The 18,482-nt window shown below is 40.1% G+C and carries 18 protein-coding genes and 4 tRNA genes; 19 read left to right on the forward strand and 3 right to left on the reverse strand.

The genetic code is table 11. From position 1 onward, the window contains the following. Positions 1 to 58 precede the first annotated feature (58 nt). The 4 genes from tsaB to fghA all read left to right on the forward strand — a co-directional run bounded on the left by tsaB (position 59) and on the right by fghA (position 3,929). On the forward strand, positions 59 to 724 hold the full coding sequence (tsaB, locus tag MKX14_RS17495) for a tRNA (adenosine(37)-N6)-threonylcarbamoyltransferase complex dimerization subunit type 1 TsaB (RefSeq protein WP_240283090.1): 666 nt from the start codon (positions 59 to 61) through the stop codon (positions 722 to 724). Between the two features lie 11 nt (positions 725 to 735). Beyond that, positions 736 to 1,527 (forward strand): class I SAM-dependent methyltransferase, encoded by a 792-nt coding sequence (locus MKX14_RS17500; RefSeq protein ID WP_240283091.1) that lies wholly within the window; start codon positions 736 to 738, stop codon positions 1,525 to 1,527. A gap of 136 nt (positions 1,528 to 1,663) precedes the next feature. Beyond that, complete coding sequence (locus MKX14_RS17505; protein WP_240283092.1) at positions 1,664 to 3,115, forward strand: C13 family peptidase; 1,452 nt, start codon at positions 1,664 to 1,666, stop codon at positions 3,113 to 3,115. Further along, a complete protein-coding gene (fghA, locus tag MKX14_RS17510; RefSeq protein ID WP_240283093.1) occupies positions 3,084 to 3,929 on the forward strand; it encodes an S-formylglutathione hydrolase in 846 nt (281 codons plus the stop codon). The genes MKX14_RS17505 and fghA overlap by 32 nt, the downstream gene beginning before the upstream one ends. Here fghA and MKX14_RS17515 read toward each other — a convergent pair whose 3' ends face one another. Next, complete coding sequence (locus MKX14_RS17515; RefSeq protein ID WP_004703774.1) at positions 3,930 to 4,202, reverse strand: DUF2218 domain-containing protein; 273 nt, start codon at positions 4,200 to 4,202, stop codon at positions 3,930 to 3,932. Between the two features lie 184 nt (positions 4,203 to 4,386). Here MKX14_RS17515 and rpe point away from each other — a divergent pair, with 184 nt between their 5' ends. The 14 genes from rpe (at position 4,387) to MKX14_RS17585 (ending at position 14,560) form a co-directional block, all read left to right on the forward strand. Beyond that, on the forward strand, positions 4,387 to 5,073 hold the full coding sequence (rpe, locus tag MKX14_RS17520) for a ribulose-phosphate 3-epimerase (protein ID WP_046813419.1): 687 nt from the start codon (positions 4,387 to 4,389) through the stop codon (positions 5,071 to 5,073). 356 nt (positions 5,074 to 5,429) lie between these two features. Further along, complete coding sequence (gene supH / locus MKX14_RS17525) at positions 5,430 to 6,251, forward strand: Cof-type HAD-IIB family hydrolase (RefSeq protein ID WP_046813420.1); 822 nt, start codon at positions 5,430 to 5,432, stop codon at positions 6,249 to 6,251. Between the two features lie 103 nt (positions 6,252 to 6,354). Further along, entirely contained in the window at positions 6,355 to 6,750 is a 396-nt protein-coding gene (locus MKX14_RS17530) for a hypothetical protein (RefSeq protein WP_108008845.1), read from the forward strand. A 41-nt stretch (positions 6,751 to 6,791) separates the two neighbouring features. Continuing rightward, the gene (pcoA, locus tag MKX14_RS17535) at positions 6,792 to 8,726 is read left to right on the forward strand and encodes a copper resistance system multicopper oxidase (RefSeq protein WP_240283094.1); all 1,935 of its coding nucleotides are present in this window, start codon (positions 6,792 to 6,794) and stop codon (positions 8,724 to 8,726) included. Next, positions 8,713 to 9,468, forward strand: coding sequence for a copper resistance protein B (pcoB, locus tag MKX14_RS17540; RefSeq protein WP_046813423.1), 756 nt, complete (start codon positions 8,713 to 8,715; stop codon positions 9,466 to 9,468). The genes pcoA and pcoB overlap by 14 nt, the downstream gene beginning before the upstream one ends. A gap of 28 nt (positions 9,469 to 9,496) precedes the next feature. Next, positions 9,497 to 10,492, forward strand: a complete 996-nt coding sequence (locus tag MKX14_RS17545) for a cation transporter (protein WP_240283095.1) — start codon at positions 9,497 to 9,499, stop codon at positions 10,490 to 10,492. 150 nt (positions 10,493 to 10,642) lie between these two features. Next, on the forward strand, positions 10,643 to 10,963 hold the full coding sequence (sugE, locus tag MKX14_RS17550; protein WP_013198888.1) for a DMT family transporter: 321 nt from the start codon (positions 10,643 to 10,645) through the stop codon (positions 10,961 to 10,963). A gap of 12 nt (positions 10,964 to 10,975) precedes the next feature. After that, on the forward strand, positions 10,976 to 11,455 hold the full coding sequence (gene ogt, locus MKX14_RS17555; protein ID WP_068529835.1) for a methylated-DNA--[protein]-cysteine S-methyltransferase: 480 nt from the start codon (positions 10,976 to 10,978) through the stop codon (positions 11,453 to 11,455). A 133-nt stretch (positions 11,456 to 11,588) separates the two neighbouring features. Beyond that, complete coding sequence (argJ, locus tag MKX14_RS17560; RefSeq protein WP_068529833.1) at positions 11,589 to 12,809, forward strand: bifunctional glutamate N-acetyltransferase/amino-acid acetyltransferase ArgJ; 1,221 nt, start codon at positions 11,589 to 11,591, stop codon at positions 12,807 to 12,809. A gap of 144 nt (positions 12,810 to 12,953) precedes the next feature. Next, on the forward strand, positions 12,954 to 14,018 hold the full coding sequence (gene nadA, locus MKX14_RS17565) for a quinolinate synthase NadA (RefSeq protein ID WP_002115913.1): 1,065 nt from the start codon (positions 12,954 to 12,956) through the stop codon (positions 14,016 to 14,018). Positions 14,019 to 14,160: 142 nt separating this feature from the next. Then, a tRNA-Pro gene (locus MKX14_RS17570) sits at positions 14,161 to 14,237 on the forward strand. 56 nt (positions 14,238 to 14,293) lie between these two features. Beyond that, positions 14,294 to 14,370, forward strand: a tRNA-Arg gene (locus tag MKX14_RS17575). Between the two features lie 33 nt (positions 14,371 to 14,403). Beyond that, positions 14,404 to 14,479 (forward strand) — tRNA-His (locus MKX14_RS17580). A gap of 4 nt (positions 14,480 to 14,483) precedes the next feature. Beyond that, a tRNA-Pro gene (locus tag MKX14_RS17585) sits at positions 14,484 to 14,560 on the forward strand. 212 nt (positions 14,561 to 14,772) lie between these two features. On the opposite strand, the gene add is transcribed toward MKX14_RS17585, so the two are convergent. Beyond that, a complete protein-coding gene (add, locus tag MKX14_RS17590) occupies positions 14,773 to 15,768 on the reverse strand; it encodes an adenosine deaminase (RefSeq protein WP_240283096.1) in 996 nt (331 codons plus the stop codon). Positions 15,769 to 16,171: 403 nt separating this feature from the next. On the opposite strand from add, the gene MKX14_RS17595 reads away from it, so the two are divergent. Next, the gene (locus tag MKX14_RS17595) at positions 16,172 to 17,347 is read left to right on the forward strand and encodes a zinc-binding dehydrogenase (protein ID WP_240283097.1); all 1,176 of its coding nucleotides are present in this window, start codon (positions 16,172 to 16,174) and stop codon (positions 17,345 to 17,347) included. Positions 17,348 to 17,451: 104 nt separating this feature from the next. Here the strand turns inward: MKX14_RS17595 and gcvA are convergent, their stop codons facing one another. Beyond that, on the reverse strand, positions 17,452 to 18,399 hold the full coding sequence (gene gcvA / locus MKX14_RS17600; protein WP_240283098.1) for a LysR substrate-binding domain-containing protein: 948 nt from the start codon (positions 18,397 to 18,399) through the stop codon (positions 17,452 to 17,454). Between the last annotated feature and the right edge of the window lie 83 nt (positions 18,400 to 18,482).

The raw sequence follows: 18,482 nt of genomic DNA on the forward strand, positions 1-18,482 counted from the left end.
GAGCCGAGTGGAGTATCATAACCCTCGTTTTTAATCTGATTTAATACTAAGGTTGTGCATGAAATTGCTGGCGTTGGAAACTGCAAATGAGCAGTGTTCTATTTCATTAGTCGATGAAACCCAAGAACTGTTTTTTCAACTCGATACGCGGGCGAAAGCACAAACCCAGACCATTTTGCCTATGATTGAGCAAGGGCTACAACAAACAGGTCTTGAAGTTGCTGGTTTGGATGCGATTGCCTTTAGCCGTGGGCCCGGTTCTTTTAGTGGTGTTCGAATTAATGCTGCTGTTGCCCAAGCTTTAGCTTGGTCACAAGATTTACCTGTGGTTCCAGTTTCTACATTGCAAGCTTTAGCACAAGCGGCATACCGACTTGAAGGTTTGGAGCAGGTGACTGCGGTGCTCGATGCACGTATGAACGAAGTTTACATTGCAAGTTTTGTTCTAGATGAACAAGGAATTATGCAGTGTATTGATGAAGAAAAATTAATGGGCTACGAGCCAGCAGCAGCTTATGCAAAACATTGCTTAATTGGTTCGGGCGCAAAGTTACTTCAAGCTGATGCAGAGCATCAAACAATCACTGCAACTGCACAGGATATTGCTTCTATTGCACGTGTCTATGCTGCACAAAAGCAATGGGTGGATGCCGAACATGCTTTGCCAGTTTATTTACGTGATGATGTGTGGAAAAAGATAGCGGATCAGGGTAAAGCAAAATAAAGGCAGTACTCATGCATATATATTTTGAAGAAGATTTTCAAGAACAAGCACAGCACTACCAAGTTGTGCTTTGTTCTAGAGGTGTGACTGTCGATTTACAGCCAATTGAAAAGCTGAATGCGCGATTTTTACGCTTTAATCCTGAAATTGCCCTTTCTGTAGATGAAAACGGACTTTGGTTATCTGCTAATGGCATGAAAATGCAGCCCGACTGGAAAGCAGAAATTCCACGTTTAAAACGTGCAAGTCTTAAATCGGAAATGATTGCCCGTGCTTGTCAGTTAGGTGAAAAGCCGGTACTGGTTGATGCAACAGCGGGTTTAGGCCATGACAGCTTACTTATGGCTTATCTAGGTGCCCAAATCCAGCTCGTTGAGCGCCATCCGATTTTATTTACTTTACTTGAAGATTCGAAAGCTCAGGCGGAACGTGATCCATTCTTAAGTCAATTTATGGATCGTATTCAATTGATCTTTGCTGACTCTGGAAGCTATTTACAGCAATTACATCAAGAAGCAAAAACGGTTGATGTAGTCTATCTTGACCCGATGTTCCCACAGCGCGACCAGAATCAACAAGCAATAAAAAAACAAGCTCAAGTCAAAAAACAAATGCAGCTTTTACATCTTCTTTTACCCGAAGATGGTGAGATGGATTTGGGGGATAATTTGCTGGTTTTGGCACAGAAAGTTGCTAAACGTGTAGTCGTTAAACGACCGCGCCATGCTATTTTCTTGGCGAATCAAGAGCCAGCTCATCAATGGCAAGGAGATGCTTGTCGTTTTGATGCGTATTTTCAGTAGGCTTATGTAAGGTTAGGTTTTATTGCTTGAATAATGTACAAATATATGTGATATAGTTCAAAAGCATGATTGCTAAAATTCTTAGCAGGCATACACTTAAGATGCCTGTCAAAAACGAAATTTTTGAAAACCTTCTATGATTGATCTTAAACCCTCCATTAATTTTTGGCATGATTTTAAAAGCAACCAAATTGCCGGAATGTGGCTGTTTTTGGGGTCAAGACGTTCTTTACAGATTGTACATCCATCTATTCTTCAGCTTATTGTTTGGGGAATTTTAGGGGGGTGTACTAACTCTCTTTACAGCTGGCTTGTAGCTGGTCAAATCGGCGACTTCAACTCACAAGGCCTAATTGGATATGCACTCTGGCCTTTTATTGCGCTGATTGTTGGTATTTTCTTATCGCAGCGTATTAATCAGCCTCGTTTAATGTTGGTTCCAGCCTTACTGTGGTTGGTTTTAGATACCAATATTTTATTAATCCAATGTCTAATTCAATATTTGGGATCTAATGGTTATCTAAACTTTATTCCTGATGCTATTTATAACGGTATTTTACCGGGGCTGTTTGTCGCACTTTTTGTGTGGCAAAGTTTAGCGGTCATTTGGGTTTTCTCACGTGAGCTTAAGTGGCCATGGTGGGAACGTGCACTGGTTATGGTTGCGACTATTGCAACGATGGTGGTTTGGCAACTTTCTGTAAAAGATCAACCGATTTGGAAAGTAGAAGATACGGCCCCAACGTTTACTGAAGATGCTTTTTATGCGCAAAGTAAACTATTAAATGATTCTTTAGAGCAAGTTCAATATGGTGAGCTCGCCAAAAGCCATTGGTACTTTTTAGGAGTTGCTGGCGATAGTTACCAAGATGTTTTTAAATCGGAAGTGGTCCGTATTAAAGAACAGTTTGACACACGTTTTGGAACGATTGGTCGTTCGATGATGTTGGTCAATAACCCAGATACCCGCACAGAAATTCCGATTGCCTCGAAAACTAGTATCGAGTTAGCCCTACGCCGTATGGGGCAGCAAATGAACCGTGATAGTGATGTCCTATTTCTATATATGACTTCACACGGTGAACAGAATCACTTCGAAATTGAAAATGCACCATTAGATTTAGGGCAAGTAGACCCGAAATGGTTGCGTGAAACACTTGATAAATCTGGTATTCGCTGGCGTGTGATTGTTATCTCAGCCTGCTATTCAGGAAGCTTTATTCCTGCTTTACAGTCTCCTGATACTTTAATTATTACTGCATCTGCCGCTGATAAAACTTCTTTTGGGTGTAATAACGAAGCTGACTATACCTATTTTGGTCGAGCTTTCTTTGATTTGGCTATGCGAGAGGAATCGTCGATGAAAGATTCGTTTAACACAGCTAAGCAAACAGTAACCAAATGGGAAGTGGCTCAAGGTGTAGAACCTTCAGAACCTCAGTGGATGATCGGTAAAAATATGGAACTTATGCTACCTCAGTTGGAAAAATATCTTTTCCCACAGCAAAGTACGGGTAGTGTAGATATTGCTCAAACAAAAACAGAGGCTAAAAACGATGCAACTCCTGCAAAAAAACCGCTGCTTTGAGGGCGAGCAGCGTATATACCAATTTGAATCTTCTTATTTAAAAGGACCAGCGAAGTTTGGTGTTTATTTACCACCAGCAGCTTTAGAGGGTAAAGCTTGCTCAACTCTGTTTTACTTAGCTGGGTTAACGTGTACTGAAGAAACCTTTGCCATTAAAGCACATGCACAGCATATGGCAGCACAACTGAGCCTAATATTGATTACCCCAGACACTTCTCCTCGTGGAGAACAAGTCGCAGCTGGGGATCATTGGGATATAGGTCAAGGCGCAGGTTTTTATATTAATGCTACACAAACACCTTGGTCTGAGCATTATCAAATGGAAAGTTATTTAATTGATGAGTTATATCCACTCATTTTAAAAAGCTTTCCTGTAAACGCTCAACAAGTTGGTATCTTTGGACATTCAATGGGCGGCCACGGCGCATTAACTTTGGCTTTTAAATATCCTGACAAGTTTAAGTCGGTATCTGCTTTTGCACCGATCTGTGCACCAAGCGAATGTGCATGGGGCGAAAAAGCATTTAACCATTATTTAGGCGCAGATCGTGAGAGCTGGTTGGCTCATGATGCCACAGCTTTAGTCTTAAAAAATGGTGCAGTTTTTAGCGAAATTTTGGTTGATCAGGGATTAGATGATCAATTTTATGAACAACTTCACCCTGTAAAATTTAAGCAAGCATGTTTAAAAGTAGGACAGCCTTTAACTTTAAGACAACATGCTGGCTATGATCATGGTTATTACTTTATCCAGACCTTTATGGATGAGCACTTACAGTTCCATGCGATCCAATTAGAAAAGGTCGCTGGCTAATTAGTGTTGCCATTCCACCTCAAATTCTTGTTGAGCCATGCGGTTTAGATGATCAAGGACAACTTTTTCCAAGTGGTCGTGGTCATCTAACTGACTATCAATAGCAACATTTAACTGCTCTGTTTGAGGTGCAAGTGTAATGGTTGCTGTAGGCATTAAGATTTTAAAGTCTTGCTCAGTTTCTTGTACTTCAAACTTATGTTTCCAATGGTTAACGAGACGTTTTGCAATGCGTTTTCCATCATTTGTTAATAGATGAGTCGTACTTTTCATTATCAATCCTCACATTGGTTTAATGTACCTTAACAAATTCGTATGGCACTTGGCATTCTATAATAGCAACGTTACGTTGCAAGCTTGAAATGTTGTGATTTAGGCAAGGAAGAGCGGGTCAAGGAGGTTCTTTTTTGTTATAATTTTCAGCCTCTCCTTAAATTTCTAGCCAGGTCATCCACCTATGTCCAAGCCTTATTTGATTGCTCCTTCTATTTTATCTGCCGATTTTGCTCGTTTAGGCGAAGATGTAGACAAAGTGTTAGCCGCAGGTGCAGATGTAGTGCATTTTGACGTGATGGATAACCACTATGTTCCAAATTTAACTTTTGGTGCAGGTGTATGTAAGGCTTTAAAAAACTATGGGATTACAGCTCCTGTCGATGTGCATCTAATGGTATCTCCAGTTGATCGTATTATTGGTGATTTTCTAGAAGCAGGCGCAGATATTATTACATTCCACCCAGAAGCATCTCACCATATTGACCGTTCATTACAGCTGATTAAGTCTGGTGGTGCTAAAGCAGGTTTGGTTTTCAACCCAGCAACGCCATTACACCATTTAGATTATGTACTTGATAAAGTTGACCAGATTTTAATTATGAGCGTAAACCCTGGTTTTGGTGGACAAAAGTTCATTCCAATGGCTTTAGAAAAATTACGTGAGGCGCGTAAAATTATTGATGCAAGTGGTCGTGATATCCGTTTAGAAATTGATGGTGGTGTTGGCCCTGCAAATATCCGTGAAATTGCAGAAGCGGGTGCAGATATGTTTGTTGCTGGTTCAGCTATTTTTGGTCAACCAGATTATAAAGTTGTAATTGATCAAATGCGTGCAGAGCTTGCTAAAGTAGGTAGTGTAGACGCTTAAAAAGTTTGTCGAACTGAGAATAAGATTGTGGATAACTTTGTTTATAACTGTATGGATAACTGTGTTGATAACCGTATGGATAAGATGTTGGTAAAATAAACAAAATTAGATCAACCGTTTATTCTCTAAGCGAAATGTATGAAAAAAGAACGTTTTGGCGTTCTTTTTTTATGCGTGTTGAATATTTTATTATCTGATTTTTTATTGAGCTTTGCTAAAAAATAACCTGTGCAAAAAACGATACGGCTCTGTGTGAAAATTTTTTAGAGATAGATAAGTATAAAACTGTAAAAGTGTCATGAAAAATAAAGCTAAATTTGGTTTAATAAGATTTTAGTAAGAGATTTAGATAATTAATGACGATAAAAATTTTAGCGGTAGATATGGATGGGACTTTTCTTAATTCTAAGAAGCAGTACAACAAAGCACGTTTTTTAAAACAGTACGAACAACTAAAACAAAATAATATTCATTTCGTGGTTGCCAGTGGTAATCAACTTGCAAAACTTGTTACCTATTTTCCAGAAATTAATCATGAGATTGCTTTTATTGCAGAAAATGGCGCACATGTTGTAGATGCGGGGCAAGAACTCGCTTTTGCCCATTTAAGCAAAGAACAATTTAGTAAGATTCTAAAAGTGATTGACCCTTCATATACCTCAACAATGGTGATCTGTGGAAAACAAAGTGCTTACGTGCATAGAAGCATGAATGCAGAAGACTATGCCAAAGTTGCCCGATATTTTGAAAAACTGACAGTTATCGATGACTTTTATGCGTTAGATGATCTGGTGTGTAAAATTACTTTTACTGCTCAGGAAAACGAAAGTTTTGCAATTTTTGAACATTTTCAGAAGCAAAGCTTCGTAGCAGATAAGGTTTTAGTGCCTGTTTCTAGTGGCTTTGGTTTTATTGATTTGATTCTTCCAGATCAACATAAAGCGCATGGTTTGAAGCTATTACTACAAAAATGGCAGATTGAAGCCAATCAAGTGGTTGCGATTGGCGATAACAATAATGATATCCAGATGATCAAAGCAGCAGGTTATGGGTTTGCGGTTGAAAATGCTATTGAAGCATTAAAAGCTGTGGCACCTTATATCACTGTAAGTAATGAGCAAGAAGGTGCATTAGAGGTGATTGATTTAGTCCTTCAACATCAACCTCCATTTGCTTAATTGCCCTATAACAAGCATTTAAGATAGAAAATTGTATCTCTTTTAAAACTTCGTTATGCTAATGGCATTAAGATCACTCATCGGCTCTAGGCGATAAACCACAATGGCTCTACAACACTTACGCAAGTATGCTTGGTTTGTGTTCCTAATGGCTTTGGTCATTGGGTGGAGTGGTGTGTCTATTGCACAGACGCCTATGCAACATGATCTTCATACTATGCCGTGTCATAGTGAAAAATCTTCGCATAACAATATGCATACTCAAGCAAATGATCAGACCGTATGTCATCAAAAGATGACTCAGTCTCTTCATTCGCATGGTGAGCATTGTCAGGACTGTAACCCAGTCCATTGCCAAATGGTAAATTTGGCTCTGCAGCAAGCTGTACCTGACGTTCAATCCCCATTTATTCCTATTTCATATCAATTTAGCAGTATTTATCAGGCTCAGCATTTAGCCGGATACTGGCAAGAGATTTTACGTCCTCCTAAAGCTTGATCCTTATTTACTTATTTTTTTAATTAAAAAGGATCACAGCAATGTCTCATAAAACGATTAGCAGCTTAGTCGCTGTATTTGGACTATTGGTTTCACCATGGTCACTCGCAGCAATTAAGGAATATCACCTTAATATTAATGAACAACTGGTCAATGTTACGGGCAAACCCCTTAAACGAATTACCGTAAATGGAAAATTTACAGCACCACTCCTTGAGTTTGAAGAAGGGGATGATGCTGTTATTCATGTTCATAATCAGTTAAAGAATCAGGATACATCTTTGCACTGGCATGGGTTGTTACTGCCAGGGTTAATGGATGGTGTGCCTGGTTTCAATGGTTTTAAAGGAATCGCGCCAAACGGAGATTTTGTTTACCGCTTTAAGGTGAAACAAAACGGCACTTATTGGTATCACGCGCATAGTAAAGGCCAAGAGCAAGATGGTTTATATGGACCACTCGTGATTTATCCAAAAGGAAAAATACCCGTAGCGGCGCATGAAAAAACTGACCGTGATTATGTGGTGATGCTTTCAGATTTTCATAACTCTTCTAGCGATAGTATTTTAAAGAATTTAAAGAAATCTGCTGAGTATTATCAAAACCGCCGTGAAACCGTATCTGATGTTTTGAAGCAAGTTAAAACACAAGGCTTAAAGGCAACTTGGCAAGATCGTTCCATGTGGAATCAGATGCGGATGTTAAAAACCGATATGTCTGATGTGACGGGTTATACCTTCTTAGTTAACGGCAAGACACCAGAGCAAAACTGGACAGCTAATTTTAAAGCTGGCGATAAGGTTCGATTACGATTTATTAATGCTTCAGCAATGTCTTTTTTTGATGTCAGAATTCCAAATTTAAAAATGACTGTCGTGAGTGCAGATGGGCAGCCAGTCAAACCTGTTGCAATTGACGAGTTTCGTATTGGTACAGCTGAAACCTATGATGTCATTGTAGAGCCTAAACAAGAAAATTATCAGATTGAAGCAGAGTCTATTGACCGTAGTGGTTTTGCTATCGGTACTTTGCATAATGAAAATGCACAGTCTCTAGGCCCAGTTCAAATGCCAGAACCACGTCCACGCGCTTTGTTAACTATGGATGATATGGGCATGAGTCATGGGGATGGAAATGGTGAACATGCTGGCCATCAAATGAACATGCAGCATGACATGTCGTCCATGCCTGAAATGAAACAAGAGGCGAGCCATCCTAATCATGATTCTACGATGATGAAAATGGATCATGACATGAAAAATATGTCATCTGACGGACATGATCATTCTATGATGCAAATGAAGCACGACATGTCAGCGATGTCTGAAATGAAGCATGATATGCAGGCAATGTCAGCTAGCGAGCATGACCACGCTATGATGAATATGAATCATGAGATGCCGATTCAAGCTGACAATAAGACTAAAAAGGATGAGCCAGTTTATGGCTGGGCAAATGCTTCAACACCAGCGGGTATGAAGGCACTGCAATATAGTGATTTGCAATCTTTAACACCTCAGCCAGACACGCGTGCACCAGAACGTGAATTAGTTATTCGTTTAGGTGGCAACATGGAGCGTTATATCTGGACCATTAATGGCAAGAAATTTAATGAAGCTGAGCCATTACAAGTTAAGTATGGCGAACGTATTCGCTTGAAGTTCGTGAATGACAGTATGATGGCTCACCCAATGCATTTACATGGCATGTTTATGCAGTTGGAAAATGGTCAGCAAGCTGAAAACTTACCAAATAAACATACCCTTATTGTTCCACCTGGAAAAACCGTTACTGCGTTATTGACAGCCGATGCATTAGGCGAATGGGCAATTCATTGCCATTTGCTCTACCACATGAGCGCGGGAATGATGAATAAATTGATTGTTGCTCAAGTGAATGATGGACAACAACCTGCTCAAGCTCAATCACCTGTTCAATCTGAAAATGAGAAAGGAGCTAGTCATGCGCATCACTAAGTTATTTTCTCAAATGTTATATTGCGGTGCTTTCTCGAGCATATCAGTATTTACTTTTGCTCAAGAGCCTTTAACTCATGATCATTTACGTGAACATGGCGGACAGGTTTATCAAGCAACAAAAATTGATACTGGCTGGACTCAAAATGAAGAAGGAGAAGGTAGTTTTTCTTCTGAATTAGAAACTTGGGTGGGAACGGATGAAAATAAATTGTTCATTAAAGCCCACGTTGAAAAAGCAGAGTCAGAAGATGCCAATTATGGCGGTTCAGTACTTTATAGTCGAAATGTAGCTGACTATTGGGATGTACAGGCCGGTGTAAACTACGAACGTTTGCAACGCGAAGATGAAAAGCAAGAACGCTGGGCTGGTGTAGTGGGCTTACATGGCATGGCGCCTTACTTTTTTGAAACCGATGCATATCTTTATGCAGGTGAAGACCAGCTATGGAAGTTAAGTTTAGAAACGGAAAGGGACTTGCTCTTTACCCAAAAGTTAATTGGTAAACCTTATTTAAAAGCAGATGTCGTTTTGCAAGACGAATCTCGCTATGCAAGTAAAACAGGTTTATCAAGTTTACAAGCTGGTTTTCAAACCCGTTATGAAATCAACAAAAAGGTCATGCCATTTGTTGATGTTGGTTACGGCTATGAAAAAGGTTTAAAACAAACTGCTTGGCAAACTGGAACCGACTCCGAACATGGTTGGTATTATGGAGCTGGGTTAACACTAAAATTCTAATTGCTGAACAAAAAGTAAGCTTAAACATATGCCATTGGTTTATACTAATGGCATTGTTTTTTGTGTCAGTTATGGTGCAAAGATGGCTTTAGAAAAACAAGAGAATCAAATACATTTAAGTAAAAATAGCTCTAACTGCGGATGCTCAAGCATGTTGTCTCAGGAGTGTTTCACGCCTAGTGAACCTGTGGCTAAAAAGAGCCAATGGGTAAGTTATTACCATATTCCTCGCATGGACTGTGCAGCCGAGGAGCAAATGGTGCGGATGGCTTTGGCCTCTTACAATGACGATATTCAAGAACTTCATTTTGATTTACCAGCGCGTCATTTAGCGATTTATCACAGTCTTCCAGCTGAAATGATTACTCAAAGTTTACAGCGTTTAGGATTAGGAGCCGAGTTACAACAAACACAGCCACATTATGAACCTGTTGAAAAACCTAAAAAGGTTCAAGCTAGCTCTTCAACGAATTCAGCACAAAAGCAAGTTTTACAATGGTTGTTACTGATTAATGGCGTCATGTTTGTCATTGAGTTTATGGCCGGCATCATCGCTTCCTCTACAGGATTAATTGCCGATTCGCTCGATATGTTTGCTGATGCTGCAATTTATGGCATTGCTTTATTTGTGGTGGGTAAAAATCTAAATGCGCAATTAAAGGCTGCCCATCTTTCAGGATGGTTTCAGTTTGGCTTAGCCATGATTGTGTTAATTGATGTATTGCGCCGTTTTATTTATGGCAGTGAACCTGTTTCAATTCTCATGATTTTAATTGGCGGATTAGCTCTTGCGGCCAATATTAGTTGCCTTTATTTAATGAGAGACCATAAGGAGAGCGGGGCACATATGAAGGCGAGTTATATCTTTTCTGCAAATGATGTCATCGTTAACTTAGGTGTCATTATTGCAGGGATATTGGTTGCCATTACTGGTTCGCGTTATCCTGATTTAATGATTGGATTAATTATTGTTTTGTTTGTTTTAAATGGTGCACGAAAAATTTTAAAGTTAAAAAACGAATAATATTTTCTAAAACAGGCAAGCTTTAGATAGGGGTTTGCCTTCATTTTTTATTTTAAAGTAAACTGAGTCCTCACATAAAGGAGGAACGACCTCCCCCATAATGGGTAATCATGTCGGGACGACCTGACACTATAAAAATTAGTGAATGTTATGGCTTGGGCTATTTTAATTTTAGCAGGTGTATTTGAAATCATTTGGGCATATTCTATGAAAATGTCTGAAGGTTTTACACGTTTAACCCCTAGTGTTATTACCGTAGTTTTTATGATTTTGAGCGTAATTCTGCTTTCAATGTCAATGAAAACTTTACCGCTTGGTACTGCTTATACGGTTTGGACAGGAATTGGCGCAATCGGGTCATTTCTAGTCGGTATTTTCTTTCTTCATGAGCCTGTTGGCGCTATGAGAATGATTGCCGCTGTATTGATTGTGTCAGGCTTGGTTTTAATGAAAATTTCATCGCCTTCCTAAGAGAATAAAACTATGTTGCTGTCTTATAAGTATATCAATTCGCCTGTTGGGCAATTAAAACTAGTTGCGAATGAAAATGCTTTGGTGGCAATACTCTGGGACAATGAAAATCCAAAACGTGTTCGACTGGCCGAGCTGGTCGAACAACTTGAGCATCCAGTTTTATTAAAGACGGAACAACAATTAAAAGAATATTTTGAAGGCAAACGCCGTGAATTTACATTGTCGTTAGATTTCGAAGGGACTGCATTTCAAAAACAAGTATGGGCTGCTTTACTGACCATCCCTTATGGTGAAACAAGAAGTTATAAAGATATTGCTGTTCAAATTGGCAATGAAAAAGCGGTGAGAGCAGTTGGCGCGGCAAATGGCAAAAACCCGATTTCCATTATTGCACCTTGTCATCGAGTCATTGGTGCGGGTGGGGCATTAGTTGGTTTTGCTGGTGGGCTTGATAAGAAAGATATTTTATTAAAACTAGAGCAACAATGAGCCGTTTTTGCGCTCGATTTTTTTAGACTTTTCTACTAAGCTGTCCACTATGATATTTCATAAGGTCGGTGCTTTACTGCATCGCTTTTTTTGAAATATTGATCTTATTCAACAAACTTTGGATGTTCTAAAAATGGCTGTCGGTGACGTAACAATGCCACAAATGCATGTGGTAAAAGGTGTAAAAATTGGCTCAACAGAAGCATATGTACGTTACCAAAACCGACGAGATTTAGTCATTTTTGAGTTTGCAGAAGGTTCAAATGTTGCTGGTGTATTTACTCAAAATGCATTTTGTGCAGCGCCTGTTCATGTCTCTAAAGCTCATCTTGCCGAAGGTAATCCGCGCTATTTAGTAATTAACACGGGTAATGCCAATGCAGGTACTGGACCTACAGGTTTGAAAAATGCTCAGGATACTTGCGCGAAGTTAGCTGAGCTTGCAGGAGTTAACAGTTTTGAAGTACTTCCGTTTTCTACAGGTGTGATTGGTGAGCAGCTTCCAATGGAGCGCTTACTTGCCGGTCTTCAGCCTGCGTTAAATACCCTGCAAGACGCGGCTTGGAATGATGCTGCATCTGGCATTATGACCACAGACACTGTACCTAAAGGCGCATCTGAACAATTTGAGCTTGATGGCATTACTTATACCATGACAGGTATTAGTAAAGGCGCTGGCATGATCCGCCCGAACATGGCAACCATGTTAAGTTTTGTGGCAACAGATGCACCTATTAGCCGTGATTTAGTACAAAAGCTATTAAAGACCACGGTTGAGCATTCATTTAATCGTATTACGATTGATGGTGATACCTCAACAAATGACTCTTGTATTTTCGTAGCAACAGGTCAGGCAGGTGGTACTGAAATCACATTAGACAGTGATGCACGCTACGCTAAAGTGTTAGAAGTTCTTGCTCGTGTAATGAATCGTTTAGCACAGTTAATTGTCCGTGATGGTGAAGGTGCGACGAAATTTATTACTGTTGCTGTAGAAGGCGGCGCAAATACTCAAGAATGTTGTGATATTGCTTATAGCATTGCCCATTCACCACTTGTCAAAACTGCACTCTTTGCATCGGACCCGAACTGGGGACGTATTTTAGCTGCGATTGGCTATGCAGGGGTTAAAGACTTAGACGTGTCTAAAATTCAAGTGTGGTTAGACGATGTACAAATCTGTAAAGATGGTGGCGCAGCTGAGGACTATACCGAAGAAGCGGGCGCGCGTGTTATGGCTCAAACCGAAATTACCATCCGTGTTGATTTAGGACGTGGTCAGGCCAAAGACACGGTATATACCTGTGACTTATCTTACGACTATGTCAAAATTAATGCTGATTACCGTTCTTAAATATCAGTTATAATCAAGCCTCGACAAAGAGGCTTTTTTATTAGCCCCATCTTTTGATATTAAATGATTCAATCCATAAATCATTTAAGCAGTAACGTTATATGCGAGCAGGTATGCCAGCATGAAGGATAGAGAAGACGTTTTATGAGTGATGCGACTTTAATTGCCAACGATGCAAAAAACATTGTACAAGCGCATTTAGACCGTTTAGGTGAGCCAAAAGACAATCGCTTAAGTGAAGAAGCAAAACAACAAAAGTTTGCACAGATCGAAGCAGAGCTCAAAAAACGTGATGCTGTCCTTGTTGCTCATTACTATTGCGACCCTGAAGTACAAGAACTTGCAGAAAAAACAGGTGGATGCGTTTCTGACTCTTTAGAAATGGCCCGTTTTGGACGAGATCATGCTGCCTCAACACTAGTTGTTGCTGGGGTCAAATTTATGGGAGAAACAGCTAAAATTCTGTCTCCTGAAAAAACAATTTTAATGCCGACACTTGAAGCAACCTGCTCACTCGACTTGGGTTGCCCAGTTGATGAGTTCACGGCATTTTGTGATCAGCACCCAGACCACACCGTAGTTGTTTATGCTAATACATCTGCTGCTGTTAAAGCACGTGCAGATTGGGTCGTGACTTCAAGCTGCGCGGTCGAAATTGTTGAGCATCTAGACAGCTTGGGTGAAAAAATTATTTGGGCACCAGATCAGCACTTAGGTCGCTATATTCAGAAGAAAACTGGTGCAGATATGTTGCTTTGGGATGGCGCATGTATTGTGCATGAAGAATTCCGTGCGCGTGGTATTGCCAACATGAAAGCACTGTATCCAGATGCTGCTGTATTGGTACATCCTGAGTCACCAGAGTCAGTTGTAGAAATTGCAGACGCGGTAGGTAGTACGTCTCAACTCATTAAAGCTGCGCAGACTTTGCCAAACGAAAGACTCATTGTGGCAACAGACCGCGGTATTTTCTACAAAATGCAGCAAGCAGTACCCAATAAGATTTTAGTTGAAGCGCCAACAGCGGGTGAGGGGGCAACTTGTCGTTCATGTGCTCACTGTCCGTGGATGGCAATGAATGAACTTGACGGAATTTTAGAAGTTTTACAAAAAGGTGATCAGGAAATACACGTCGATCCAGCGCTTGCTGAACGTGCCAAAATGCCTTTAGATCGAATGTTAGCCTTTAGTGCATCGTTAAAACGTTAAAAAACCTCAAAATGCTTGTTAAATATACATTTGATAAGGATTTTTAACTTTTTTTGAGAATAGGTGTTGACGTCTGAGGGCGTCGCGCCTAGAATGCACACCGTACCGCACGATGTGCGATACAGCAAAAGCTGAGATAGATCGGAGCATAGCACAGCCTGGTAGTGCACCTGGTTTGGGACCAGGGGGTCGTAGGTTCGAATCCTACTGCTCCGACCACTTAAAATAATATTTTAAGATCGGCGAAGTATCGCATGATAAGCATCATCGGTTAAGCGCCTGTAGCTCAGTTGGATAGAGCATCCGCCTTCTAAGCGGATGGTCACAGGTTCGAATCCTGTCAGGCGCGCCATTTGGTAGCTTGGTACATAGAACTTATTTGATGGTGGATGTAGCTCAGTTGGTAGAGCCCTGGATTGTGATTCCAGTTGTCGCGGGTTCGAATCCCGTCATTCACCCCAATTTCGGAGCATAGCACAGCCTGGTAGTGCACCTGGTTTGGGACCAGGGGGTCGTAGGTTCGAATCCTACTGCTCCGACCATATTTAAAAGTGTTCAAGCTTTAAAAATATCCCAAATATTGAAAAGAATTTCTTCTAGTCTTACAGGTAGAAGGAATTTTTTTGTTTTTATATATTTAAATTTTAATTCATACACACTCCAATATTTGAACTTATTTATATAAGCTCTGTTCTCTGTTCTCTGTTCTCTGTTCTCTGTTCTCTGTTCTCTGTTCTCTGTTCTCTGTTCTCTGTTACTGATATTTCTGCCTTAACTCATCTTTTTCTTGATCTGATAGAAATGCGATTTTTAGGCCGTTTTCTTGAGCTGTATAAATTTGCTCAGGGCTTAAACCCGCTAATGGGGCGGCAGTTAAATATTCATGCTGTATTTCAATGCCTTCTACCGCTGGGTCATCCGTATTAATGGTAGCAAGCACACCATGTTCTAAAAAAGTCTTTAATGGGTGCTCTGCTAAAGAAGGCACTGTGTTGGTTTGAATATTTGAGGTAAGGCAAGATTCAATACCAATCTCATGTTTAGCTAAATAATCTAAAAGTTTTAAATCTTGAACTGCTTTAACGCCATGTCCAATTCGTTCGGCACCTAATTCTTCAATAGCTTGCCAAATACTTTCTGGGCCAGCAGCTTCACCTGCATGTACCGTAATGTGCCAACCTGCATCACGCGCTTTTTTAAAGTGATCAATAAATAAATTGCCCGGGAAACCAAGTTCATCTCCAGCAAGATCCAGTGCTTTAATATCATTTTTATGGGCGAGTAGGGCATTTAATTCTTTTTCACAGGCTTCTTGACCAAAAGTACGGCTCATAATGCCAATTAAATTCGCTTTTACTCCGTACACCTGACTGCCTTCTTTCACACCAGCAATAACTGCTTCAACAACACCTTCAAGGGGAAGTTGATGTGACATTCCCATATAACCCGGTGAAAAACGCAGCTCTACATAGTCTAGGCCTTGTTGGGCAGCATCCTGCATATTTTCAAATGCAATACGCTTACAGGCATCTAAACTGGCTAATACTTTTACGCCCCAATCGAGCTTAGATAAAAAACTTAATAAGTCAGGTTGGTTATCCATAACTTGTACGTGTGGTCGTAAAGATTCAATGTCGTAAGCAGGCAAATCTAGATTGTATTGTTGCCCCAATTCTAAAATGGTTTGAATGCGGATGTTGCCATCAAGATGGCGGTGTATATCTGTAAGTGGAAGTGTTTTTGTAATCATGGATTTCTTCTTGTCTGTTACTATTAATTCATCATGCCTGTTTAAGACTGCTGATAAAAGTTTGGATTTGCTATGTTTTTGTGAAAAGCGTTGAGTTGAGTTTTTTGAACTTACTATATTTGTATAAGTTTTAATTTTGATGACATTGTTCTGGCCTAAGAAGACAACGCAGTCTGTGTAAGATACAAGCACCAAGATTTTTATTGTTTTTAATTTCGCTGAGCCTGTTTTTTTGTTGACTCTTCAAGAGTGGATTGGCTGAAGAATGGTCATTGGTATTTTGCCTTTTACTTGTAAAGATGAATAAAGGCTTGCTAAAGACCAAACTGATAAAGCGATTAATTTATCTGTAGAAATCTATTTCTGGCAAGTAAATGAAAAAGAAGAAATAGGAAGCGCTCAAATGAAGTCGGTACTTTGTCATCAAGCAACGTTGCAAGTCGTGGACCAACCGAACTTAATTCCTGCAAAAGGGCAGGTTTTATTGGAAGTGATTCGATGTGGGATTTGTGGTTCAGATTTACATATGCAGCATCACTGCGACCACATGCATGATTTAGCGGCACGTGTCGGGTTTAATGGTTTAGCTAAGTCTACAGATCCGTTTGTATTGGGACATGAGTTCTGTGGCAAGGTTTTAGATTATGGTCCAAAAACACGTCATAAATTTAAAGCGGATACACTCGTTTGTGCAATGCCGCTTTTAAACGTTGATCAGCATGGTTATTTATCTACAGGGCTTTCCCCAAATGCTTCGGGTGGCTATGCCGAGCAAGTATTGGCTCAATCAAGCTTGATGTTTGAAGTACCCAACGGTCTAGATGCAGATAGTGCTGCCATGACTGAACCTATGGCGGTTGCATTGCATGCTGTTCGCCGTAGCCGTGTAAAAACTAGTGAACCTGCGATTGTGATTGGCTGTGGACCTGTTGGGCTAGGTGTCATATTAATGCTTAAAGCGGCTGGTGTTAAAACTGTAGTTGCCAGTGACTTTTCTCCAAACCGTCGTAAGCTTGCCGAGCAATGTGGTGCGGATATTGTGGTAGACCCTAAAGAGACATCACCATTTGCCAACTGGAAAGAGTTTGGTTTGCTTGGCAATGTTTCTGATGCCATTAACATGGGCATGGGACTGTTTGATAAGTTGCAAGCGACACGCTTACCTTGGTGGCATGGATGGCGCATGATTGATAAATTGGGTGCTCTGCCAAAACGTCCTGTTATTTTTGAATGTGTGGGCGTACCGGGTGTTTTACAGCAGATTATTGAAGGGGCGCCTTTATTTTCCCGAATTGTTGGGGTGGGCGTCTGCATGCAAAGTGACAAAATCGAACCCGCACTTGCAATTAATAAAGAGTTAGAAATTCAGTTTGTGTTGGGCTATACACCGCTTGAGTTCCGAGATGCGCTACACATGATTGCAGAAGGTAAAGTGAACTGTTCACCGCTCATTACCGGTGTTGTTGGCTTAGAAGGTGTTACTAATGCATTTGAAGCATTACGTGATCCTGAACAGCATGCCAAAATTTTGATTGACCCTAAACGTAGCGGTTCAGATATTCAATTGATGAGTCATTAATTCAAAGTCATTTATGCTTAACTAAAAGATTGTGATTTGATTAATCACAATCTTTTTTTTATTTTTATAGATCGCAATATTTGGCACAAATCAAAGCTGCTGAGCTAATTTGTATTGCTCTTTAGTTGTTCTAGTTCTTGGTAAATCCAGTCAACAAATTTCTGGATGGTTGGTGATACATCTTGGCTTGAGTGAATAAGATAGTATTTTCGACTACCTTTTAGTTTTTTATTAGAAACAATCACCAGTTCCTTTTTTTGTAGTTCAGACTCAATCAACATTTGCGGAATTAGTGCCATTCCCATGTCATGACTGGCAGCAACCGCAAGCATTGAAAATAACTCATGGCGTTGTCCATCAAAAGGTTTCGGGTGCTGCATGTGATGGGTCAGAAACCATTCTTGCCAAATACTAGGTCGAGTGGTTTGTTGTAGCAGGGGAATTTTCAGTAAATCTTCAGAGCTTAGATCATAGGTATTTTCATTGATCATCACTGCATCTGGAAAATACTTTTCGATGAGTTTTGGTGAGCATACAGGTACAATTTCTTCATCCATTAAATAATGTGCTTGTATGCCGGGCCAGTGGTCAATTTGCTGCTGGGTACCTGCAAAAATCGCAGCATCAAAAATGTTGTCATTAAATAAAAAAGGTTTAGTACTGGTTTCTAAATGAACCGTAATTTCAGGATGTTTTTGATTTAAAAGATGAAGCTTGGGTAACAGCCAGCGCGTTGCAAAGGTAGGAACTACACCTAACTTTAATGTTCCACCTAAACCTTTATGAGAAATCACATCGGCCGTACATTTCTCTAAGCCTAATAAGTAGGGTTTAATGCTTTTAAAATACTGCTGACCAGCAATGGTGAGTTCAACACCATGCCGAGTACGTATAAAGAGTTCAACGCCCAAAAAATCTTCTAACTGCTGAATTTGGCGCGAGACTGCACTTTGGGTAATACATAACTCTTGTGCAGCATAGGTATAACTTAGATGTTTTGCTGCACTTTCAAAGCAAATTAGACCCTGAATGGACGGGATGCTTCTTCGCATAAATAAATCCTTTTATTTGTCGTCATATTTCAAAACAGCATATGACCTAAATGCAGAGAGCAGAGTTTAGTATAAAAATAAGC

It is taken from the genome of Acinetobacter pittii, assembly GCF_022449185.1.
GTDB classification, from domain to species: Bacteria; Pseudomonadota; Gammaproteobacteria; order Pseudomonadales; family Moraxellaceae; genus Acinetobacter; species Acinetobacter pittii_I.